The 22,906-nt window shown below is 50.7% G+C and carries 21 protein-coding genes; 18 read left to right on the top strand and 3 right to left on the bottom strand.

Annotation, left to right across the window (positions count from 1 at the left end; genetic code table 11):
• Window positions 1–3: 3 nt before the first annotated feature.
• The 16 genes from rfbB to fabF all read left to right on the top strand — a co-directional run bounded on the left by rfbB (window position 4) and on the right by fabF (window position 18,338).
• Window positions 4–1,062, top strand: a complete 1,059-nt coding sequence (gene rfbB / locus AC3WMV_RS13345; RefSeq protein WP_103368353.1) for a dTDP-glucose 4,6-dehydratase — start codon at window positions 4–6, stop codon at window positions 1,060–1,062.
• On the top strand, window positions 1,059–1,958 hold the full coding sequence (rfbD, locus tag AC3WMV_RS13340; RefSeq protein ID WP_103368352.1) for a dTDP-4-dehydrorhamnose reductase: 900 nt from the start codon (window positions 1,059–1,061) through the stop codon (window positions 1,956–1,958). Before rfbB ends, rfbD begins: the two co-directional genes overlap by 4 nt.
• Before the next feature lie 2 nt (window positions 1,959–1,960).
• Window positions 1,961–2,842, top strand: coding sequence for a glucose-1-phosphate thymidylyltransferase RfbA (rfbA, locus tag AC3WMV_RS13335; protein WP_103368351.1), 882 nt, complete (start codon window positions 1,961–1,963; stop codon window positions 2,840–2,842).
• 102 nt (window positions 2,843–2,944) lie between these two features.
• Window positions 2,945–4,072, top strand: coding sequence for a DegT/DnrJ/EryC1/StrS family aminotransferase (locus AC3WMV_RS13330; RefSeq protein ID WP_103368350.1), 1,128 nt, complete (start codon window positions 2,945–2,947; stop codon window positions 4,070–4,072).
• Entirely contained in the window at window positions 4,069–4,563 is a 495-nt protein-coding gene (locus tag AC3WMV_RS13325) for a GNAT family N-acetyltransferase (RefSeq protein ID WP_103368349.1), read from the top strand. The genes AC3WMV_RS13330 and AC3WMV_RS13325 overlap by 4 nt, the downstream gene beginning before the upstream one ends.
• The gene (locus AC3WMV_RS13320) at window positions 4,564–5,361 is read left to right on the top strand and encodes an ABC transporter permease (RefSeq protein WP_103368348.1); all 798 of its coding nucleotides are present in this window, start codon (window positions 4,564–4,566) and stop codon (window positions 5,359–5,361) included.
• Window positions 5,358–6,107 carry an ABC transporter ATP-binding protein gene (locus AC3WMV_RS13315; protein ID WP_178085248.1) on the top strand — a complete coding sequence of 250 codons (750 nt, stop codon included), beginning with the start codon at window positions 5,358–5,360 and terminating at the stop codon, window positions 6,105–6,107. The genes AC3WMV_RS13320 and AC3WMV_RS13315 overlap by 4 nt, the downstream gene beginning before the upstream one ends.
• Before the next feature lie 11 nt (window positions 6,108–6,118).
• Complete coding sequence (locus tag AC3WMV_RS13310; protein ID WP_103368347.1) at window positions 6,119–8,695, top strand: glycosyltransferase family 2 protein; 2,577 nt, start codon at window positions 6,119–6,121, stop codon at window positions 8,693–8,695.
• 9 nt (window positions 8,696–8,704) lie between these two features.
• Window positions 8,705–9,973 carry a class I SAM-dependent methyltransferase gene (locus AC3WMV_RS13305; RefSeq protein ID WP_103368346.1) on the top strand — a complete coding sequence of 423 codons (1,269 nt, stop codon included), beginning with the start codon at window positions 8,705–8,707 and terminating at the stop codon, window positions 9,971–9,973.
• A complete protein-coding gene (locus AC3WMV_RS13300) occupies window positions 9,966–11,150 on the top strand; it encodes a glycosyltransferase family protein (protein ID WP_158248891.1) in 1,185 nt (394 codons plus the stop codon). Before AC3WMV_RS13305 ends, AC3WMV_RS13300 begins: the two co-directional genes overlap by 8 nt.
• Before the next feature lie 344 nt (window positions 11,151–11,494).
• The gene (locus tag AC3WMV_RS13295; protein ID WP_103368344.1) at window positions 11,495–12,463 is read left to right on the top strand and encodes a UDP-glucose 4-epimerase family protein; all 969 of its coding nucleotides are present in this window, start codon (window positions 11,495–11,497) and stop codon (window positions 12,461–12,463) included.
• Window positions 12,460–13,488, top strand: coding sequence for an MraY family glycosyltransferase (locus AC3WMV_RS13290; protein WP_103368343.1), 1,029 nt, complete (start codon window positions 12,460–12,462; stop codon window positions 13,486–13,488). The genes AC3WMV_RS13295 and AC3WMV_RS13290 overlap by 4 nt, the downstream gene beginning before the upstream one ends.
• Before the next feature lie 107 nt (window positions 13,489–13,595).
• Window positions 13,596–15,590: a polysaccharide biosynthesis protein gene (locus tag AC3WMV_RS13285; RefSeq protein ID WP_103368342.1), complete on the top strand. Its 1,995-nt coding sequence runs from the start codon at window positions 13,596–13,598 to the stop codon at window positions 15,588–15,590.
• Between the two features lie 110 nt (window positions 15,591–15,700).
• Window positions 15,701–16,036 carry a ComEA family DNA-binding protein gene (locus tag AC3WMV_RS13280; protein WP_103368341.1) on the top strand — a complete coding sequence of 112 codons (336 nt, stop codon included), beginning with the start codon at window positions 15,701–15,703 and terminating at the stop codon, window positions 16,034–16,036.
• A gap of 212 nt (window positions 16,037–16,248) precedes the next feature.
• Window positions 16,249–17,046, top strand: a complete 798-nt coding sequence (locus AC3WMV_RS13275; RefSeq protein ID WP_103368340.1) for an SDR family NAD(P)-dependent oxidoreductase — start codon at window positions 16,249–16,251, stop codon at window positions 17,044–17,046.
• Between the two features lie 17 nt (window positions 17,047–17,063).
• A complete protein-coding gene (gene fabF / locus AC3WMV_RS13270) occupies window positions 17,064–18,338 on the top strand; it encodes a beta-ketoacyl-ACP synthase II (RefSeq protein WP_103368339.1) in 1,275 nt (424 codons plus the stop codon).
• On the opposite strand, the gene AC3WMV_RS13265 is transcribed toward fabF, so the two are convergent.
• The 3 genes from AC3WMV_RS13265 to eat all read right to left on the bottom strand — a co-directional run bounded on the left by AC3WMV_RS13265 (window position 18,335) and on the right by eat (window position 20,711).
• Window positions 18,335–18,892 (bottom strand): TetR/AcrR family transcriptional regulator, encoded by a 558-nt coding sequence (locus AC3WMV_RS13265; protein ID WP_096794942.1) that lies wholly within the window; start codon window positions 18,890–18,892, stop codon window positions 18,335–18,337. The two genes, fabF and AC3WMV_RS13265, sit on opposite strands and share 4 nt — an antisense overlap.
• Window positions 18,893–19,051: 159 nt before the next feature.
• Window positions 19,052–19,219, bottom strand: coding sequence for a DUF2897 family protein (locus AC3WMV_RS13260; protein ID WP_003226857.1), 168 nt, complete (start codon window positions 19,217–19,219; stop codon window positions 19,052–19,054).
• Window positions 19,220–19,346: 127 nt separating this feature from the next.
• Window positions 19,347–20,711 carry an ethanolamine permease gene (gene eat / locus AC3WMV_RS13255; protein WP_007963671.1) on the bottom strand — a complete coding sequence of 455 codons (1,365 nt, stop codon included), beginning with the start codon at window positions 20,709–20,711 and terminating at the stop codon, window positions 19,347–19,349.
• Between the two features lie 399 nt (window positions 20,712–21,110).
• Between eat and kdpF the strand changes: the two genes are divergently transcribed.
• On the top strand, window positions 21,111–21,200 hold the full coding sequence (gene kdpF, locus AC3WMV_RS13250) for a K(+)-transporting ATPase subunit F (RefSeq protein WP_007963673.1): 90 nt from the start codon (window positions 21,111–21,113) through the stop codon (window positions 21,198–21,200).
• An 8-nt stretch (window positions 21,201–21,208) separates the two neighbouring features.
• Window positions 21,209–22,903, top strand: a complete 1,695-nt coding sequence (gene kdpA, locus AC3WMV_RS13245) for a potassium-transporting ATPase subunit KdpA (RefSeq protein WP_027612451.1) — start codon at window positions 21,209–21,211, stop codon at window positions 22,901–22,903.
• Window positions 22,904–22,906: the final 3 nt, after the last annotated feature.

The raw sequence follows: 22,906 nt of genomic DNA, 5'->3' as shown, positions 1-22,906 counted from the left end.
TTTATGACCATCTTAGTCACCGGCGGGGCCGGTTTTATCGGGGCGAACTTTGTACTGGACTGGCTGGCGCAGTCGGATGAACAGGTGATCAACCTGGACAAGCTGACTTATGCGGGCAACCTGGAAAGCCTGGCCAGTCTGGACAAAGATGTGCGCCACGTATTTGTGCAGGGCGATATCGGTGATGGTGAGCTGATAGCTCGCCTGTTGAACGAGCATAAGCCACGTGCGATCTTGAATTTCGCTGCTGAATCGCACGTCGACCGCTCTATTCATGGTCCGGAAGATTTCATCGAAACAAACATCGTCGGCACCTTCCGCCTTCTGGAAGCAGTGCGCGCCTATTGGGGCGGGCTCGAGTCAGGCGCCAAAGAAGCGTTCCGCTTCTTGCACGTTTCCACTGATGAGGTCTATGGCTCGCTGGCTAAAGATGATCCGGCGTTCACCGAAACTCATCAGTACGAGCCGAATAGTCCCTACTCTGCAAGTAAGGCTGCCAGTGACCACTTGGTACGCGCCTACCATCACACCTATGGTTTGCCCGTACTGACCACCAACTGCTCGAATAACTACGGGCCTTATCATTTCCCGGAAAAACTCATCCCGTTGATGATCGTCAACGCGCTTGCCGGTAAATCATTGCCTGTTTATGGCGACGGTCAACAAATTCGTGATTGGCTCTATGTCAAAGACCATTGCAGCGCTATTCGTCGTGTATTGGAAGCTGGGGTGGTTGGCGAAACCTACAACGTTGGCGGATGGAACGAGAAGCCAAACCTCGAGATCGTACACACTGTTTGCAGTTTGCTGGACGAGTTGCGCCCACGTGCCGATGGCCAGCCATATAACCAGCAGATCGCGTATGTGACAGACCGTCCAGGCCACGATCGCCGCTACGCAATTGACGCTCGGAAGCTTGAGCGTGAATTGGGCTGGAAGCCGGCGGAGACTTTCGAAACGGGTATTCGAAAGACTGTCGAATGGTACCTCGACAACCAGGTGTGGGTAGGTAACGTCACGAGCGGTGCTTATCGAGAGTGGGTAAGCAGGCAGTACGTATGAGAAAAATTGTGCTGCTTGGAAGTAACGGACAGGTTGGGTGGGAGCTACAGCGCTCCCTACCTTTGCTTGGAACCTTGGTCGCTTGTGATCGCAGTAAAGTCGACCTCTCTGATTTGGAAGCTGTGTCTGTTTATCTGGAGCAGGAACGCCCAGATGTTATCGTCAATGCGGCTGCCTATAATGCTGTGGACTTAGCAGAGTCCTGCGAGCAAGAAGCGCAGAAAATCAATTATCATCTCGTGAAAGTGCTCGCTGATTACGCAGCGGCGAACGGCGTTTGGCTCGTGCACTATTCGACAGACTATGTTTTTGATGGAGAGTCTGCATCCCCTTACATCGAAGCAGATCTTCCTAATCCATTAAGCGCGTATGGAAGATCAAAAGCTTTAGGTGAGAAGGCGGTAATCGCTAGCGGGTGCAATTATCTTCTATTTAGAACGAGTTGGGTTTACTCTGCTAGGGGTGGAAATTTCGCCAAAACTATTCTCCGTCTGGCAGCGAGTAAAAGCTCATTCTCGGTAGTGGATGATCAAGCCGGTGCTCCAACTTGTGCATCTCTGGTCGCTGATACGACTGTGTTGTGTCTTTATCGAATTCTAAGCGGTGATAGCTCCGAGAGATTGAGTGGTACCTATCACTTGGTTGCATCTGGATACGCAAGCTGGTACGAGTACGCTCGTTATTTAATATCCGAGGCGCTTAAATTGGGTGTGCAGTTAAAGTGCACTGAAGAAGATATTCGCCCTGTCGGCAGCTCCGAGTACCCTACTAAAGCTATTCGGCCAAAAAATTCTAGGCTTGACAATTCGAAAATTAAAACCGCGTTCAATATAAATATTCCTGATTGGAAGATTCATATTAAGCGAACGCTTTCTGATATAGCTAGGCAGGGATGATTATGTATCGTAAAGGTATAATTCTTGCGGGTGGTTCGGGTACACGCTTACACCCAGCAACACTTGCAATTTCAAAGCAGCTATTGCCGGTTTTTGATAAGCCGATGATTTATTATCCGCTAAGCACACTTATGCTGGCGGGGATCCGAGATATCTTGATCATTTCTACACCCCAAGATACACCTCGCTTCGAGCAGCTTTTAGGCAGTGGTGAAAAGTGGGGAATCAATCTTAGTTATGCAATTCAGGCGAGTCCGGATGGTTTAGCTCAAGCATTTATTATCGGTGAAGAATTTCTTGACGGTAGTGCATGTGCTTTGGTGTTGGGTGATAATATTTTCCATGGGCATGATTTCCAGGAGCTCTTAGCAAATGCTACGCAGCGTGAAAGCGGAGCAAGTGTCTTTGCATATCATGTAAATGACCCAGAACGATATGGCGTGGTCGAGTTCAGTAAGTCGGGCAAGGCTATCAGCTTGGAAGAGAAGCCTGTGGTGCCGAAATCCAGCTACGCCGTGACAGGCCTATATTTTTATGATGCAGATGTTGTAGAAATCGCCAAGAGCATCAAGCCATCTGAGCGTGGTGAGTTGGAAATTACAGATGTTAATCGTGTCTATCTAGAGCGTAATAGCCTATCGGTGGAAATTATGGGAAGGGGGTATGCCTGGCTTGACACGGGCACTCATGAGTCCCTTCTTGAGGCGAGCCATTTCATCGCAACCTTGGAGAACCGGCAAGGTCTTAAGGTAGCATGCCCGGAAGAGTTGGCATGGCGCAAGGGATGGATATCGGACGATCAATTGCTAGCGTTAGCTGCACCATTAATCAAGAACGGGTACGGCAAGTATCTGAAGCGTCTCTTGGAGCACGAGAGTCATTGATTTGCAGATAGCAGAATAGCCTCTTTTTCGAGGCTTTCTGCGAAAGATATACCTAGATTAAAAATTAAAACCGCACAGCACTTGTAATTCGAGGCTAAATACATGTCAATTCAACTGTTTGTACCTAACTTTCGTGTCGACGAATGCCTTGAAGGTATTCGTGAATGTCTTGAGAAAGGCTGGACTGGATTAGGTTTTAAAACTGTTGAGATGGAAGAAGCATGGAAGTCCTACACCGGACTGCCGCACGCACATTTTCTTTCGTCGAATACCGTCGGTCTTGAGTTGGCTTTTAGACTGTTCAAGACAAAGAACGGCTGGGACGATGATGCAGAGGTCATTACTACTCCTCTTACTTTCGTATCCACTAACCACGCGATTCTCTGTGCAGGTCTGAAGCCTGTATTTGCGGATGTTGATGACTCGCTGTGTCTGGATCCTGCAAGCGTCGAGCAGCGCATTACTGACAAGACCAAAGCACTGATCTTTGTAGGTATTGGCGGCAATGTCGGTCAGTACCAGAAAATTGTTGAAATTTGCAAGGCGCGCAACATCGCGTTGATTCTCGATGCTGCCCACATGTCTGGTACCCGTATTAACGGACGTCACGTATGTCCGGAAGCAGACGTTGTGGTGTTCAGCTTCCAGGCCGTAAAAAATCTGGCAACTGCTGACTCCGGCATGATCTGCTTCAAAAAGGCGGAAGATGACGAGCGTGTTCGCAAGATGAGCTGGCTGGGCATCAACAAGGATACTTATGCACGTACCGCCGCTCAGGGCGCGTATAAGTGGATGTATGATGTTGAAGAGGTGGGCTTTAAGTACCACGGCAACTCGATCATGGCAGTAATGGGTCTAGTTGCATTGAAATACCTGGATCGTGATAACGCCTACCGTCGCCAAATCGCTAACTGGTACCGCGAAAACCTGGCTGGTAACGACAAGGTCCGGTTTATCGACATTAACCCAGAATGTGAATCGTCGACTCACCTGGTGCAAATTCGTGTCAAAAACCGTGAAGAACTGATGCTCGCACTCAATGAGCATCAAGTGTACCCAGGCGTGCATTACCGTGATAACACGGAATACCGCATGTACGCGCATGGTAATGGCTCTTGCCCTAAAGCAGCGCTGGCCTCTCAGGAAATCATTTCGTTGCCGGTCCATATGGGTCTAAGCAAAGCCGATGTTGACACCGTATCTCAACTGGTAGCCAAGTACGCAAAATGAAACCTACCCTCTACTCAACATCTGATGAAGTCGTCGGGATCCGTCTACTAGAAGTAGCTGATTTACCGGCCACTCTGGCCTGGAGAAACAGGGACGAAAACCGCCGATGGTTTATTAACTCGAACATCATTGAATGGGGCAGCCACATCAAATGGTTTGAATCCTATCAAAAAAAGTCTGACGATTTTGTGTTTGTTATCGAGGCAGATGGTGAGTTAGTGGGGCAGTGTGCTGTCTATGGCGTGGATTTGGACAGAAAGCGAGCCGAAGTCGGCCGCTTTCTTGCCGCGCCGGACAAAGCCGGTAAGGGCTATATCAAGCGGGGCTGCCAGCTGTTGATCAATACCTGCTGGCATCAAATAGGGCTTGAAACTTTGTTTTTAGAGGTGCTGGCGGAGAACGTTAGAGCGATCTCGTTATACGTGAAACTGGGTTTTGTTGAAGTTTCCCGTAAAGGCAAATTAATAGTGCTTGAGCTAAATAGGCTTTAGATGATCAGTCAAAATAGTTTTTTACCTAGTGCATTAAAATCGTTCCTTGAGTGGCGTGTATGGCTATATATGGGCCTGCAGGATATCAAGGCGCGCTTTCGCAGATCCGCTATGGGGCCGCTCTGGATACTTATCAATCTTGCAATGATGGTTTTAGGTGCGGGTATGGTATATGGAGTATTACTTAAACAGCCTATGGCGGAATTTCTTCCTTACCTCACGTGTGGTTTGATAGTCTGGGGATTCCTAGTTTCATCTTTTGTTGATGGAGGGTACGCGTTTGTAGGGTCTGAGGGCTATATTAAGCAGTTTTCCTTTCCGAAGCAGATTTATCTATTTCGCGTGCTGGTAACATTGACTGTAGTAATGCTAGTTGGCGTTATCGCGTTGGCAGGTACATTACTTTTTTTTGATCGATTTAAACCAATGGGTTGGCTTTATGCACTGCCAGGTCTTGGCATTCTCTTGGTCGCGGGCTTGGGACACATCACTTTGAGCGCGTATCTTTCCGCACGTTTTAGAGATCTTCCGCATGCCATGAGCGGAATTTTCCAAGTGTTGTTTTTTGTTACACCAATCATGTTTCCCGTTGCCATGCTTAAAGATCGTGGGTTGGATTTTATATATAAGTATAATCCACTTTATTATTTGGTGGATGTTATACGTTTTCCAATTCTAGAAGGAACATTTGCGGTTAAGCAGGATTATATGTTTTGCGCGGCTTACTTAACGCTTCTATGGTTAGTCTGCATAGTGCTTGGGTCTAAAATGGATAAGAAAGTGGTTTATATGTTATGAGCGATATTTCTATAGCCCTGAAAGATGCAAGTGTTGTTTTTACCGGGCAGACTGATTTTGTAGGCCGGATTAAAAATACGATACTTCGTAGACCTGCGACGTCTAATACTAAAGAGTATACGATTAATGCCCTTTCTAACATCAATCTGTCTATCGCACGAGGCGAACGCGTCGGTCTAATCGGATTGAATGGCGCTGGAAAAAGCACACTGCTAAAAGTTATGGCCCGTATATATCCAACTACTTCTGGGTCAGCCCAAACGCGAGGGCATGTTTGTCCTATGTTTGAGTTTGCGACTGGTTTCGAGATGAATCAGTCAGGTTGGGATAATATCCGAATTCGTGCACTCTTGTTGGGTTTAAAACCAAGGGAAATTAAAGCCAAGATGGACGAAATTGCCGAGTTTTCAGAGCTGGGCGATTTTTTGAATTATCCGGTACGTACTTATTCCGCCGGGATGTTTATACGCCTTGCATTTTCTGTGTCTACTGCAATTAATCCGGAAGTTTTGCTGCTCGATGAGGTTATGGGCGCAGGGGATATAAATTTTGCCCATAAAGCTCAAGAGCGTATGAAAAAGTTCATGACCCAAGGAAAAATACTCGTTTTTTCAAGCCACTCTCCGGATTTGGTAAGTGATTTTTGTGAACGTACGATTTGGCTTGAAAAAGGAAAAATCCGCATGGATGGCAAAACTGACCAAGTGCTAAAGACTTACTCAGATAACTATTCGACAACTGTTTAAGGTTTTTAAACATGAAAGTCAAAGATCTCATCCGCGAAACTCAATGGATCCCTGGTAGCTCTTACGTTGATGGCTCTCGCCCGATCGTTTCTGTACTTCTGCCAACGTTCAGGCGCGCCAAAAGTGGCAAATTTCGTAAGGCAATCGAGTCCGTTTTGAACCAAACTTTAAATGAGCTCGAACTGATCATCGTAGATGATGCTAGTACCGATGGAAGTGCTGAAATTATAGCAGAGTTCATGGAGAAAGATGGGCGGGTGAGTTGCCTTCGCCATATTGAGAATATTGGTCTCCCAGCAATTTCCGAATATGAAGCATACGCCAAATCTCGTGGTGACTTCATCGCGTTCGCTTTTGATGACGATGTATTTTTCCCCGAAGCTCTGGATGAGCTTCTTTCTCACGCACAGATGACGCCTGATCAGGTTGTGTATGGGACAGTGGGTATGAGAATCAAAGAACTTGGTACGAATAAAGAACAGGTCGTATCGCTTGGCGCTAGTTTAGCCTCTCATAATATAAACAGTTGGAATTGTATTTCGAATAATGCTGTTCTGGTGCCTCGCTGCATACTTGATGATATAGGTCTTTACGATCCACACATTCTGATGACTCGTTTGTGTGATTGGGATCTATGGAGAAGAATTTCCAGAAAATATACTTTACGTTTCGTAGATGTATGCGTTGGGGAAATTAGTGGGCCGGCTACTAATGATAGTCTTGGCAATACTTATGCTCTAGATACTTGGGCGTCTGAAGAAAAGATGCGGCAAGAGCGTGATAACAGTCTTCGACCTTCAAAGTTTGAAGAGTACGACATTTTTACTCTGCCGAACTCCGCGTCGCATTGTACCGCGGTCGCAGTAAGAGAAATGGCATTTGCACACGCGCGAACTAGAAATAATTTTAATATCTCTAGTTCTTCAAATGACTCAGATGACAATAGAAAAGTTCTGGTTATCACTGGTAATCATGATGCTTGCACAAGTATCTATTTCGATTATTTGCCTAAGGAATGGAAGAGTCGTGTTCGCGTTATACGATATCCTGGAGGTTGGCCGATCTCGGAAATTGCTCACGCCAGTTGTATTGTATTTGTTCGACAGCTAGATCCTTTTTTTGAATGGATAGCTGCCGCACAAAAAATGCAGGTACCTTGCTACTATTTTACTGATGATAATCTTACCCTACTCCAAGAAAGCAAAGAAATGAGCTTTTTCGAGGATTTCAGTAAAAAAGCACTGCGCGGTAAGCTCAAAGATTTTTCTGGAGTTCTTACAAGTACTCTTTGCTTGAAAGAATATTTTGAAGAAAATCTCATTCATTCGGATATTAAGTTTTTTCCTCCGTCTTTTCAGGATCTGAAAATAGCCACGGAGGCAAAAAAAGACATGCGCGACCAGTTGGTAATAGCATTCGCTGGGGGGAGCCATCGATTATCCGCCCTTCAGGATGTGATGTTGCCTGCATTTCTTAAGTATGCTGAATCAGGTAAATGCATTAAGCTCATTGTTGGAGGGGCCGGTACTGCATTCTCCGAAGAATTTAAGAAACATGAAAAGCTGGAATTGGTTGCTATACCTTTCGAATTAAATTGGGAATCTGCACTATTGCAAATTTCCAAGTATAATCCGGATGTTCTTATTCACGCTCCTAGTGATACAGTAAATAATAAGTATAAGACAATGAATGTGGCTATGTCTGCGAACGTTTTGGACGCACTGCTCGTTGTTCCTGATTATATGCCATATTCAGATCTCAAAGAGATGAATGTAGGTTGTGTGGTTTCGTCGCCTTTTATTGCTCGTTCATGGCTAGAAATTTTGGAGAGTTTTGAATCCTTGGATTTCCAACAGCTCAAGGATAATAATAGAAAATATTGTGAAGAAAATTTCTCTGGGCTAATTAGCTGCAGTGTTCTTGAGTCTATTACGGAGTCGGCCAAGTTCAATGGTTTTTCTACAGTTGAAAGTCGCCTCAAATTGATTGCGAGTGAGCATGGCGGGAATATTGCTGTTCCGGCAAATGATGTAATAAAAAGTCCGAAAAAACTTATTGAAAGTCTTGAAGAGTTGGCCAAGCTAAGAGAGGCGAAATCAACTTCGAAGCGACTGGGGTTCATGACGCGCAAGCATGATTTGTGGGAAAGCTTGATGCCTCAATTCGGCCAAATGAAAGAATTTTCGTTGGCTGCTAAGAGTGGTGATGGCGATATTGTTTTGGAGTTGTCTAAGTCGTTACATGATGTTCCTTACGTAGAGTACGCGATTGCATTACCAGCGACCATTAAATCTATTATGGTTGCTTTTACGACGGATGGCCTTCAAGACGGATTGGTTGGTGTTGAGCTTGTTGGTGGGAGCGGTTCTGTAATTTTCAACAGGGTCGTATCGCTAAGCGGGGTAGACCTATCGTTGCCTGTTGAATTCATGGTAGACCATGTAACAGCTTCATCATCTTCTGATTATAGACTCCGAGTGTTTGCCCGGGCGTCTCATCCTGTTTACATGTTTGAATTGGTTAAGTATCGCTACGCGGGTTTGAAGCGACTCCCTGTGTATCCATTTGTGGAAATATCGACTGTATAGGTATTGCGGATGAAGTTAGATGTAGGTTGTGGGCCAAAATGCCTTCCGGAATTCGTCGGTGTTGATAGATTTTCGTTGCCTGGTGTTAAAGTGGTAGCGGATCTTGATAAGCCATTGCCGTTCGAAGACAATTCTATTGAGTTGATACATGCCGCTCATAGTTTGGAGCATGTTTCAGATTTAATGTTTACGATGAGAGAGCTTTATCGTATATCAAAACATAAGGCACAGATATGTATCGTTGCTCCATATTTCGAGCAGAAATTGAATCTTGCTAACCCCTATCATCTTCAGGTTTTTAATGAGCACACACCTAGGTTCTGGACGAATTTTGCTTGGGCACCCTTAGATCAAAATGAATATTACCACCCTCATGCTGCACCATGGGGGCTATCGGAATCTGATCACTCTAATCCAGGCTTAGATATTCGATTGCTGAGGATGGAGTTTTTTTACTTTCCTCGATTTAATCGATTGGATCCATCTCTGCAGCGAGAAATGCGTCAAAATTTAACAGATGTTTGTCATCAGGTTGCTTATCATCTCGTAGTCTGGAAGGATGAATGTGACGAAGAATACATTGAGATGACAAAACATCTGGATAAGTATCAGTTTTTAGATACACCTGCGTTACAGAAGGCAAGATCCGACGCTTTTAGTTACCCGCTAGAGGATAGTGTCATTCTGGAGCATGCCAAAAATAGTTTAACTAATGAGCTTGAATCGCGACTCAAAAATCAAATCGATGCTCAGCACGACTATATTGTAGAGTGTGAGAAACAGTTGCAGAGGAATGACAGGCTTATTAAGTTCCTTTCAGGGATTCCTGACTTGTCTCCGATCTTTCTTGGGCAGTTTAGTAAGTACCTTGAAAAAAATTACACGTCCTGTAGCGTAAATAGTTTTAAACTTGGTAGGCAACTGCCGAGTGATGGGTATATTGAGTACGGTATAAAGTCTCGGGGAGCTTATACGTCCTTTTCTGTATGTGTATATTTGGAGTCTGACACAAAAGAGGCAAAATTAGGTATCGAAGTTATAGATAAGAATAATTCCATTTTATGGAGCTCTCTAGAACCCTTATCTTCCGTCAATACGATCGGTGTAGTAAACTTCTTTCCTGGCAAAGTGCTTCAGCAAGATGATGTGGCCTTTGTAAGATTTTTTGGCCAAAATTTGAATGAGGGAGTTAACGTTTTAGAGTGTTCTGTTTTACCGCGTTTGCCTTTTCGCTCCAGTCGTCTAATTCCATATGCATGTTTTACAAATGATGAGTGAAGTGCAGCCTAATATTAATATTCTTCTTGTCGTCGAAGCAGATATTGCCACGACTCAATTGACAGAACAGTTGCTTGCAGAGTGTAAAGTATTTGGCGTAAATTATAGTAAGGTATATGTCTCTGAACTTGATGAAGAAGTTTTCTCCAAGCCAGCGCTCCCGCTCTTTGTCAGGACAGTGGATCCCGTTGCTGTTTTTTGGATGGAGGCTTTAAAACGTAGCAAGCTTCCATATTTTTATTACATTGATGATAACTTTTGGCTGATAAGTGGTGAGACGCCTCTGGCGAAGTATTATAAGCACCCTATTATTCGTCGGTCACTAAAATTTGCTGTTGAGAACGCTAGTACGGTAATTACAAATTCACAGGCGCTGAGAGAGTTCATACTTCCAAAAAATATTAATACCGTAGTTTTACCTGCCTTTTTTGATTTCTCGTTGCTTCCCGTTTGTCATCAAAAAACGGATCTGGAGTATCGAATTGGCTTTGCTGGTAGTTCTTCGCGTTCGGCTGACTTAGATGTTCTAAAAGATGTAATTCCTCATATTCTTGAGCAGAATGGTGATGTAGTATTTGAGTTTATCGGCTGTTTGCCAGTATGGTTGAAGTGTGGGGAGCGGGTTAGATATTTTGAACACATGAATAGTTATGCGGATTATATAGCTTTTCAATCGCAACGTGAGTGGAGGGTCGGTCTGGCTCCATTGGATAATAAAACTTCGAATAAATACAAAACAAATAATAAATATCGTGAATATGCAGCATTTCGGTGTGCAGGTATTTATTCAGCCTCCGAAAGTTATGTCGGTTCCGTAGTTGATGGAAGAACTGGGCTGATTGTTGAGGAAAATACTGCGGAATTTTGGATTGCCGCGATTGAGCGATATTTAGGTGACGAGTCAGGTAGAATTGCTATAGTTGATCAGGCATTTAACGATGTGAAGGGAAGGTTTGAAATATCGACTGTAGCTGCTCAATGGGCGACGCTCTTTCAGCAGGGTCGACGTATGTTGGATAATCGTAAAATATTACCTGTTCGCGCTTCATTTTTTAATAAGGTTGTTCGAAGGTTTCTCCACTACTGGTTGATGTTAGAGATTTCAATGTACGAAGGTGGTTTCAAACTCACATTTTTCCGGGTGCTAAGAAGAATATTTCGCTTATTTATTAAATGAAATTTAGAGTAGTGCTGCATTTTAATGTTTTGTCTGTGTTTTTTTGTGATGTGTCTAGTTGCTTTTATATGTTGGTATCTTAGCTTTGAGCTGAAACTTTTAATTATTGGCTCGTGACCGAAGGTCGGGTTTAATAAAAAACTTTTTTATTCTTTCTGGGCTTTATTTTAGAAAAGTTTAAACCGGTGTATATTTATATTTTTGGTGGTTAATTGTTTTAACCGGTTTTAGGGCGCTCCACGCTGTAACATTATTCTGGTCAGAAAATATAGGAAATTTCCTGCACCTCTTCCGTGATAAGTTGTATGACTTTTTCCTCTCTCCTTAGCCTAGATCGGCCTAACATGCCTAAAAAAATACTTGTTACCGGTGCATCGGGGTTTCTTGGGAAGTCCTTAGTTCAGCATTTCTGTGATCTTCCAAACGTATCAGTTATCGCACCACTACGTAATTTTGGTGGTCGCTTGTCCGAAAAAATAGAGGTTTCTCGTATTTTTGATATTGGCGGGGATACCGATTGGGCGGAATCCTTGGTCGGGGTTGATACGGTCGTACACGCAGCAGCGCGAGTGCATGTCATGCAAGAGGAATCGGCGCAAGCCATTGCGAAGTTTCGGGCTGTAAATGTAAGAGGAACGCTTTGCCTTGCACACCAGGCCGTTCAGGCCGGGGTTAAAAGATTTATCTATATTAGTTCCATCAAGGTTAATGGTGAAAGCACTCCGGTAGGTCACCCGTTCACCGCAAGCGATACGCCGCACCCTTCGGACGCTTATGGGATCTCCAAGTACGAAGCAGAGCAACAACTCATGCAGCTTGCCCAGACAGGCGCGATAGAGGTTGTCATTATTCGACCTGTACTTATTTATGGTCCTGGGGTTCGAGCGAATTTCCAGCAAATGATGCACTGGCTGGTGAAAGGGATTCCCCTGCCATTCGGGGCAATTAGTAATTCAAGAAGCCTTGTTTACGTAGACAATGTCGTCAATCTGGTTACGACTTGTATCGATCATCCTGGTGCCGCGAACCAGGTGTTTTTGGTCAGTGATGGCGAAGACGTTTCCACGACGCAGTTAATGAGCCGTCTCCTGATTTCGCTCGGCGTGAAGACATGGCTCATCCCTATTCCTGTCGCAGTGCTGAAGCTCCTTGCCATCTCCGTCGGACGAGGTGCTGTCGCACAGCGTCTTTTCGGATCGTTGCAAGTCGATATCAAGAAAAATCGTGAGTTGCTTGGCTGGCGGCCACCGTTCAGTCTTAACGATGGTTTGAAAGCAACAGCGGAGCATTTTTTGGAGTCTCGAAAAAGATGAGTTACGCGTGGGTCATACCTGTGGTTTTCGGTATTTCTTTTGTCATGACTGCAGTATTGCGTCGTTACGCAATATCCCGAAGTCTGATGGATGTTCCAAATGCGCGCAGTTCACATGTCGTTGCGACGCCTCGTGGCGGCGGCGTTGCAATTGTCCTGGCTTTTTTCGTATCCCTGGGTTTACTGCTTTTTACAGGCTTGATTTCTGTCGAGCTGTTTTTCGCTCTCGCAGGTGGTGGCGGCGCGGTTGCCCTGATCGGGTTCATGGACGACCACGGACATATCGCTGCACGCTGGCGGTTATTGGGTCATTTCGGTTCAGCTTTCTGGGTGCTGGGATGGATCGGGAGCTTGCCGCCAATCGCGGTGTTCGGTGTTTCCATCGATTTAGGCTGGGCAGGTTATTTAATGGCAGCTTTCTACCTGGTTTGGCTGCTCAACCTCTACAATTTCATGGACGGCATTGATGGTATCGCCAGTGTAGAAGCGATTTGTGCTTGTCTGGGGGCCAGTCTGCTTTACTGGTTATCGGGTATGGAGAGCCTGATTTGGGCACCGTTGTTGCTGGCTGCTTGCGTTGCCGGGTTTTTCTACTGGAATTTTCCTCCAGCGAGGATATTCATGGGCGATGCTGGCAGCGGATTTCTCGGTATGGTTTTGGGAGCCTTGTCTCTACAGGCTGCATGGATAAGTGCACCAATGCTCTGGGCTTGGTTGATTCTGCTTGGAGTCTTCATTGTCGACGCGACCTTTACGTTGTTGCGCCGCATGTTTCGAGGGGAAAAGGTCTACGAGGCTCACCGAAGCCATGCTTACCAGTTTGCGTCGCGTCGATTTGGCAGGCACTTGCCGGTAACAGCGGCGGTCGGTTTGATCAATCTGTTCTGGCTGTTGCCCATAGCGTTGTGCGTCACATGCCTGGATCTGGACGGTGCCTGGGGAGTAGTTCTGGCTTACACACCGCTGATCGTATTGGCGATAAAGTTTCGTGCTGGAGATCTGGAGACTCCGGCAGTCAAGAACTAAGCAGCAATCATTGGGTCATTTAGGTTTAGAGTGATCACCGAGCGCGCCGCAAGCTGCCACCATGGTGCGTGCCGCTGAGCAGAGTGATCAAGGTAATTGAAGGGTTTATGGATAAAATCAGAGAGTACCTGGTAAGCCTGCCTCGGCGCCGTAAGAGGTTGATTCAGGTCACCACAGACATGGTGCTTGTCTGGGCCGCCCTGTGGCTGGCCTTTATCGTCCGCCTCGGCCTGGACGATATGTATAACCCCTTCAAGGTGCATTTCTGGCTTTTCGTGTGCGCACCTATCATCGCAATTCCCTTGTTTATTCGTTTTGGCATGTATCGTGCGGTCATGCGCTATTTCGGCAACGATGCGCTCATTGCGATTATAAAAGCGGTCAGCCTGTCTGCGCTGATTTTGGCGCTTGTGGTTTATTGGTACAGCAATCACGAGGCTGTCGTTCCACGCTCGATTGTCTTCAACTATTGGTGGCTGAGTCTCGTCATTCTTGGCGGATTACGGCTTTGTATGCGGCAGTATTTCATGGGCGACTGGTTCGCCGGCGCTCAACACGTGCCTTTTACAAACCGCGATGACGGCCTGGTCAAAGTTGCGATCTACGGTGCCGGTGTTGCTGGCAATCAGCTGGTGGCGGCCCTGCGCATGGGGCGAGCCATGCGCCCAGTGGCATTTATCGATGACGATCCAAGTATCTCGGATCGGGTGATAGCAGGCCTGCAGGTTTACAAACCAAAACACATTCAACAAATGATCGATGAAACCGGGGCTCAGGAAATTCTTCTGGCTCTGCCGTCATCAACCCGTGCACGCCGCCGGGAAATTCTCACACTTCTGGAGAGCTTTCCTCTCCACATCAGGAGCGTGCCCAACTTCACTGATCTGGCCAGCGGCCGTGTGAAAGTTGAAGATATTCAAGAGGTAGACATCGCTGATCTGCTTGGGCGCGATTCCGTACCTGCGCAAGCGGATTTGCTTGAACGTTGTATCAAAGGCAAAACGGTCTTGGTCACTGGCGCGGGTGGCTCGATTGGGGCGGAACTGTGCAGGCAGATTTTCGCACTCGGTCCGACCACTCTACTGTTGTTTGATCACAGTGAATTCAATCTCTATAGCATTCTTTCGGAGCTGGAGCAGAGAAGGTGTCGAGAGTCGGTAGCGGTCAGATTGTTGCCAATTCTCGGCTCCATTCGTCATCCACATAAGTTGTTGGATGTCATGAAAACCTGGAACGTTGAAACGGTCTACCATGCCGCTGCTTACAAGCATGTGCCCATGGTCGAGCACAATATTGCCGAAGGGGTGTTGAATAACGTCATTGGTACTCTCAATACTGCTCAGGCTGCGCTGCAGTCGGGTGTGGCAAACTTTGTGTTGATCTCAACTGACAAGGCGGTTCGCCCCACTAATGTGATGGGCAGTACCAAACGCCTTGCAGAGCTTACGCTGCAAGCTTTGAGTCGGGAAATTGCGCCGGTGCTATTCGGCGACAAGTCCAATGTCTCCCGAGTCAACAAGACTCGCTTTACAATGGTGCGTTTCGGTAATGTCCTGGGTTCTTCCGGTTCAGTGATTCCCCTGTTTCACAGCCAGATCAAATCCGGCGGGCCGTTAACCGTTACTCATCCCAAAATCACCCGTTATTTCATGACCATTCCTGAAGCTGCACAGCTGGTGATTCAGGCTGGCTCCATGGGGCAGGGCGGCGATGTATTTGTGCTCGACATGGGAGAACCGGTAAAGATTGTCGAATTGGCCGAGAAGATGATTCATCTGTCCGGCTTGAGCGTACGCTCGGAAAAGAACCTGCAGGGCGATATATCCATCGAATTCACCGGATTGCGTCCCGGTGAAAAGCTTTATGAAGAGCTGCTGATTGGCGATAACGTATCGGCGACTGAGCACCCGATGATTATGAGCGCAAAGGAAGATCATCTCTCTTGGGAGTCACTCAAGCTGCGTCTGACGGAATTGATGACTGCCGTTGAGCAGGACGACTATTCCCGCGTCCGCCAACTCCTGCGCGAAACCGTCAGTGGCTACTCTCCCGACGGCGAAATCGTCGACTGGATCTACCAGCAGCGCCGCTTGGAACCCTGATTGTTTCACATCCTGTAATAGACGCATTTTTGACAACCGCCAACCATCGCCTAAGTTTGGAGAGCAGCTTCGGAAAAGCTGCTTTCTAAAACGATGATGGAGCGTCATTTATGCGTAACGGTTTTTTCTACTCTCTGGTTTTTGCTTTGCTCACCAGTGCTTCAATCGCTGTAGTGGCGGCACCTGCCGTTGTCCAGAACGCGGATAAGGCTACGATGGTGAGCGATACCGTTGCGACGTCTACCAGTGAAAAGGTCGATCTCAACGGTGCGGATGCGATAACGCTGCAAAAACAGTTGTCCGGAGTCGGCGAGGCGAAAGCCAAAGCGATTGTTGCGTATCGTGATGCTAATGGGCCATTCGCCTCGGTGGATGAACTACTTGAAGTGAAGGGCATCGGCAAGGCGATCCTGGATCGCAACCGCGACAAGCTGGAAGTGAACTAAGCTGAATATTCAACGCCAAGGGGCCGGTCATTGACCGGCCTTTCTGCTTTCTGGTGGCAGCGATGCGACAGTGGGAGCGGCGTAGCGTTTGTCGGTGAGCTGAAAATTATGGGTATCATATTGTCTTTGGATTATGCCTATAATAATTTCCGTCACCTCCAGGCCAGTGAGCGTTGGAGGCCTATCGCCCAATATGTTTCAGGAGCGCTCTCATGAGTTCAGTCCAGTCTCAAGGTATCGCTGTCGTCACTGGCGCATCGTCCGGTATCGGTGCCATCTACGCGCAGCGTCTGGCCGCGCGTGGTTTTGATTTACTGTTGGTGGCACGTGATCAGCAGCGTCTGGAAAGCGCAGCGAACCAGTTGCGCGAAGCGTACGGTGTAAAGGTCGAAGTGCTCAAAGCCGACCTGACGCAAAAGAACGATGTCCTCAAACTCCAGCAACGCCTGCGCAGTGATTCAAGCATCAGCCTGTTGGTGAATAACGCAGGGGTCGCAGCCGATGGTTTGCTGGCCAATTCCGACGTCGAGCAACTGGAGCGTCTGATCCAATTGAACGTCACCGCCGTGACGTTGCTGGCCTCGGCAGCCGCCGCCAGTTTCGCCAAGGCTGGACGCGGCACGATCATCAACATCGCCTCGGTGGTGGCGCTGTTTCCTGAACGCTTCAACGCGACCTACAGCGCTAGCAAAGCCTACGTGTTGAGCCTGACTCAATCGCTCAACGCCGAGCTCGAAGGCACTGGCGTGAAGGTGCAAGCGGTGTTGCCTGGCGTTACCCGCACTGAAATCTGGGAGCGTTCCGGCATCGATGCCAGCGGCATTCCGGCGGAGATGGTGATGGAGGCCGGCGAGATGGTCGATGCGGCGCTCGCCGGTCTGGATCAGGGCGAGTTGATTACCATCCCTTCGTTGCCGGATGAGGGGGAGTGGCAGGCATTTGTCCGTGCGCGGCATGTCATGGCACCGAATCTGTCGCGCAGCTCCGCGGCCCAACGCTACAAAAATTGATCAGAGGTAACTGCGGTATGAGTCAGCGTCGAATTGTTGTCACCGGTATGGGCCTGGTTTCGCCTTTGGGGAGTGATCTCGAGATTGTCTGGCAGCGTTTGCTCGCCGGGCGCTCGGGCTTGCGCAATTTGCCGGAGGCGGTGAGCGCAGATCTGCCGACCCGGGTCGCCGGGATGGTGCCAACGGCGGCGGAGGACATCGAGGCCGGTTTCGATCCGGACCTTGCCACGCCGCCCAAAGAGCAGAAGAAGATGGATCGCTTCATCCTGTTCGCCATGGAAGCGGCGCGCCAAGCGTTGGCGCAAGCCGGATGGCAGCCGTCCGAGGCCAAGGATCAGGAGCGCACCGCGACCATCATCGGCTCCGGTGTTGGTGGGTTCGGCGCAATAGCCGACGCCGTACGCACCACGGACAGTCGTGGCCCGCGTCGGCTGTCGCCGTTCACCATTCCATCGTTTCTGGTCAATCTGGCGGCCGGTCATGTGTCGATCCAGCACGCTTTGAAAGGCCCGCTCGGCGCACCGGTGACTGCTTGTGCTGCCGGGGTCCAGGCAATCGGCGATGCTGCGCGGATGATTCGTGCCGGTGAAGCGGATATCGCGGTTTGCGGCGGCGCGGAAGCCTGCATTGATCGGGTCAGCCTGGCCGGTTTTGCCGCGGCGCGAGCGCTATCCAGCGGTTACAACGACACCCCCGAACGTGCCTCACGACCCTTTGATAGTGGTCGCGATGGTTTCGTGATGGGCGAGGGCGCCGGTCTGCTGGTGATCGAATCGCTGGAGCACGCGCTGGCACGTGGCGCGCAGCCTTTGGCTGAGCTGGTCGGTTACGGCACCACTGCCGACGCCTATCACCTCACCGCCGGGCCGGAGGACGGCAGCGGTGCACGACGGGCGATGCAGTTGGCGCTGGCTCAGGCGGGTGTCGCGCCAGAGCAGGTGCAGCATCTCAATGCGCATGCGACCTCGACGCCGGTGGGCGATCTTGGTGAGTTGGCAGCGATCAAGGCGCTGTTCGGTACGGAGAATAAAATCGCCGTGACGTCGACCAAATCCGCCACCGGGCATTTGCTCGGCGCTGCCGGCGGGTTGGAAGCGATCTTCACCTTGTTGGCCATCCGCGATCAGGTAGTCCCGCCGACGCTCAACTTCGACAATCCGGATCCTGCGAGTGTGGGTGTAGATATCGTTCACGGTCAGGCGCGGTCGATGCCAATCGAGTATGCCCTGTCCAACGGTTTCGGTTTTGGCGGAGTGAATGCCAGTGTGCTGTTCAAGCGCTGGCAGGCTTAGTCCTGCGATTGCTTGAGGTGATCGCGCGTGACGTCGAGGATGCGTTGGGCAAGCTCGACGTCAGCGACACTGCGTGACAGCAAGAGCGCGCCGACCAGCGTCGACATGATGACAATGGCCCGATCGGCGTTGTTGTCGCCCTCGAGGGTGCCTTCGATTTGACTCAGTCGGGCATTGAGTACCGCATCACTGGTCGGGCTCGGCTGGCCGCGCAGACCCAGCTCTGAGGAAATGGTCAGCAGCGGACAGCCTTCGTGCGGGGAGGTCTGATGCCATTCGGACAGGTAGGTGTCGATAAACGCCTGCAGCGGCTGTTCCTGGGCAAAGATCTCGGCGCACAGGCCATCGACTTGATTGCTTGCCTCCTGCAAGGCTTTCTCGACCAGTTCGTCCTTGGATTTGAAGTGCGAGTAAAAGCCGCCGTGGGTCAGCCCTAGCGCTTTCATCAGCGGTTGCAGACCGGTAGCACCAATGCCGTCTCTGCGAAATCGCGCCGAGGCTTCCTTGATGATCCGCTGATGGGTTTGAGCTTTATGATCTTGCGAGTAACGCATGTGGAACTCTCCGCAACAAGACCACCATCTTAACCAAGGTAAATGACATGGTGACTGTACTTCTACTTCTTAAAAGCGCGCCGCTGAGTCCAATACGATCCTTGGAGTTAATACTCCGCACAAAAAACAAACCCCGCCGATTCAGGCGGGGTTCTTCGTTCAGCGATCCTGCGCGTCTTTGATGTCCGCTTCGGCGTTGCGCTGCGCAACGCGTTTGCGTTCTTCATCGGTCAGTTCAACCTTGTTGGCGGTGTCGCGCAGCATCATCAATCCGCCAACGATCGAGCCGATTGCAACGACCAGAATCAACCAGGCATACCAGGGCATAACGGCTCTCCTTAATGGCAGCTCGGCGGGCGAGGGTTTCGCCAGCGACGCTGCATACCACTTTGAGCGAAGTGAGTTCGCAGTGGTTCCATTCTAGGCCGGTTAAGCCCGGTGTACCCGAAATCCCTCAGCGGCCGGTCAGCATCGCATCGGCCGGAGCGTCAGCGCGCAGTTGCCCGGTGAGCAGAAAGTAGCCGAAGCCGACCGCCATGAAGCCAAGGAAAATCAGCCCGATCAGTGCATTGAACCAGGCCATGGCGATCAGACACACCACCGCCAGTACCAGTGCGATCAGCGGAATCAGCGGATAGCACGGGGCACGGAAAGTCCGCTCGAGATTGGGTTCGGATTTACGCAATTTGAACAGGCTGAGCATGCTCATGATGTACATCACGATCGCGCCGAACACGGCCATGGTGATCATCGCCGCAGTGAGGGTCATGCCGCCGAGGTTGATCAAACCATCGCTGTAGATCGCGGCGATGCCGATGATGCCGCCGGCAATGATCGCCCGGTGCGGGGTCTGGAAGCGCGAGAGTTTCGCCAGCGACGCCGGCAGGTAACCGGCGCGGGCGAGGGCGAAGAACTGCCGCGAGTAGCCGAGGATGATCCCGTGGAAGCTCGCCACCAGACCGAACAGACCGATCCACACCAGCATGTGCAGCCAGCCGGAATTGTCGCCGACCACGGTCTTCATCGCCTGCGGCAACGGATCGTTGATGTTCGCCAGGGTGCGCCAGTCACCGACGCCTCCGGCAAAGAACATCACGCCCATCGCCAGCAGCACCAGGGTCAGGATCCCGCTGATGTAGGCCTTGGGGATCGTGCGCTTCGGATCCTTGGCTTCTTCGGCAGCCATCGCCGCGCCTTCGATGGCGAGGAAAAACCAGATCGCAAATGGAATCGCGGCGAACATCCCGGCAATCGCTGGCGGCCCGAACACATCGGAGCCGGCCCAGCCGTTCAACGCAAAACTGCTGAAGCTGAACGCTGGCGCGACCACGCCCATGAACACCAGCAATTCGATCACCGCCAGCACGCAGACGATCAGTTCGAACGTCGCGGCCAGTTTCACCCCGAGGATGTTCAAAGTCATGAACACGATATAGGCGCCGACTGCCGCGTGTTTCGGGTCGAGCGCTGGAAATTGCACATTCAGGTAGGCACCGATCGCCAGCGCAATCGCCGGAGGTGCGAAAACGAATTCGATCAGCGTGGCCAGCCCGGCGATCAGCCCGCCTTTCTCACCGAACGCACGACGGCTGTAAGCGAACGGCCCGCCGGCATGCGGAATCGCCGTGGTCAGTTCAGTGAAGCTGAAGATGAAACAGGTGTACATCGTGGCGACCATGAACGAGGTCACCAGAAAACCCAGCGTGCCAGCCACGCCCCAGCCGTAACTCCAGCCGAAATACTCGCCGGAAATCACCAGCCCGACGGCGATGCCCCACAGGTGCAAGGTGCCCAGCGTGGGTTTGAGTTGTGTGTTCATGCGCTTGCTCCCGGAACGGTTTGGAAAGCTCGGGGGAGGGCGTGTGCAGTGGGCGTGCCATTGCTGTGGGGCAGGTCGTAATGTGAAGAAAGCTGTCGTATCGGGGATGTTCGCGGCTGGATGAGTGTTTTTTGTGCGCCAGTTGGGTGCGATGTTGTCGGTTATGCCGTCTTCGCGAGCAGGCTCGCTCCCACAGGGGAATGCATTTCAAAATGTGGGAGCGAGCCTGCTCGCGAAGAGGCCAGCCCATACGGCGCAAAACCCCGCTGTAACGCCAGCATAAACCCACTCTTTACGCTTTCTTTATGCCTAGCTAACCCCCTCGGTCTCGTTCCTTTACAGCCTACTTTCCGACAATGCCTCCACACGCGGCAATACGCCGTAACACGGAGATCTTCCATGAGCGTTCTGGACGGGGTGTCCCTGCTGTTGGCAGCCGGGCTGTTCATTTATCTGTTGGTTGCGCTGTTGCGCGCGGATCGGAACTAGGAGCGGCTATGCACAGTTATGACTATTGGCTGATCCTCGCGTTTTTTGCGGTGGTCTTGCTGCCGGCGCCGTTCCTCGGGCGCTTTTACTACAAGGTGATGGAAGGTCAGCGCACCTGGCTGACGCCGATTCTCGGCCCGGTCGAGCGCGGTTGCTATCGGATTGCCGGGGTTGATCCGCAGGCTGAGCAGAGCTGGCAGAAGTACACGCTGGCCTTGCTCGCGTTTAACCTCGCCGGTTTCCTGCTGCTGTTCGCGATCCTGTTGTTTCAGGATCACCTGCCGCTGAACCCGCAAAACCTGCCGGGCCAGGAATGGACCCAGGCGTTCAACACCGCGGTCAGTTTTATGACCAACACCAACTGGCAGTCCTACAGCGGTGAAGCGACCCTCAGCTACTTGAGCCAGATGGTCGGTCTCACCGTGCAGAACTTCGTCAGTGCCGCCACCGGTCTCGCCGTGCTGGTTGCGTTGTGCCGTGGCATCGGGCGCAAGTCGACCAAGACTCTGGGCAACTTCTGGGTCGACATGACCCGCGCCACCCTCTACGGCCTACTGCCGCTGTGTCTGCTGCTGGCGCTGTACCTCGTCTGGCAGGGCGTGCCGCAGACCTTCGCGCAATACGTCAATGCCGTCACCATGCAGGGCGTCGATCAAGTGATCCCGCTCGGCCCGGCCGCCAGCCAGATTGCGATCAAGCAACTGGGCACCAACGGCGGTGGCTTCTTCGGTGTGAACTCGGCGCATCCGTTCGAGAACCCGACCGCGTGGAGCAACCTGTTCGAACTCGCGTCGATCATTCTGATTCCGGTAGCGCTGGTGTTCACCTTCGGTCATTACGTGAAAGACCAGCGGCAGAGCCGCGCGATCATCGCCTGCATGCTCGCACTGTTCCTGATCGGCGGCGCGACTTCGCTGTGGGCCGAATATCAGCCTAACCCGGCGCTGAACAATGTCGCGGTCGAACAGACCGCGCCGCTGGAAGGCAAGGAAGCACGCTTCGGTACAACTGCCACCGTGTTGTGGTCAGTGACCACGACTGCGGCGTCTAACGGCTCGGTCAACGGCATGCACGACAGCCTCAACCCGCTCAGCGGCATGGTGGCGCTGGTCAACATGATGGTCGGCGAAGTGATCTTCGGCGGCGTCGGCGCCGGGCTCTACGGCATGTTGCTCAACGTGCTGATCGCGGTGTTCCTCGCCGGCCTGATGATTGGCCGCACGCCGGAATATCTCGGCAAGAAACTGCAGGCGCGGGAAGTGCAATTGCTGGTGGTGACCTTGCTGGTGATGCCGGTGGGCGTGCTGGTACTCGGCGCGATTGCCGCTGCTCTGCCTGGCCCGGCGGCGACCATCAGCAACCCCGGCCCGCACGGTTTCAGCCAGTTGCTCTATGCCTACACCTCGGCCAGCGCGAACAACGGTTCGGCGTTCGGTGGCCTGAGTGCCAACACCCCGTTCCACAACCTGATGCTCGGTCTGGGCATGTTGATCGGTCGCTTCGGTTACATCCTGCCGGTACTGGCCCTGGCCGGCAGCCTGGCGATGAAGAAAACCGCACCGATCGGCCAGAACAGCTTCCCGACCCACGGCCCGCTGTTCGTGACCCTGTTGACCGTGACCATTTTGCTGGTGGGCGGCCTGACCTTCCTGCCGACTCTGGCGCTCGGTCCGATTGCTGAACACTTGAGCATGGGCTTCTAAGGA

This window comes from Pseudomonas sp. FW305-3-2-15-E-TSA4 (genome assembly GCF_058787295.1).
Note: the sequence above shows the minus strand (reverse complement) of the source record. Positions and strands in the feature narration are given on the sequence as shown.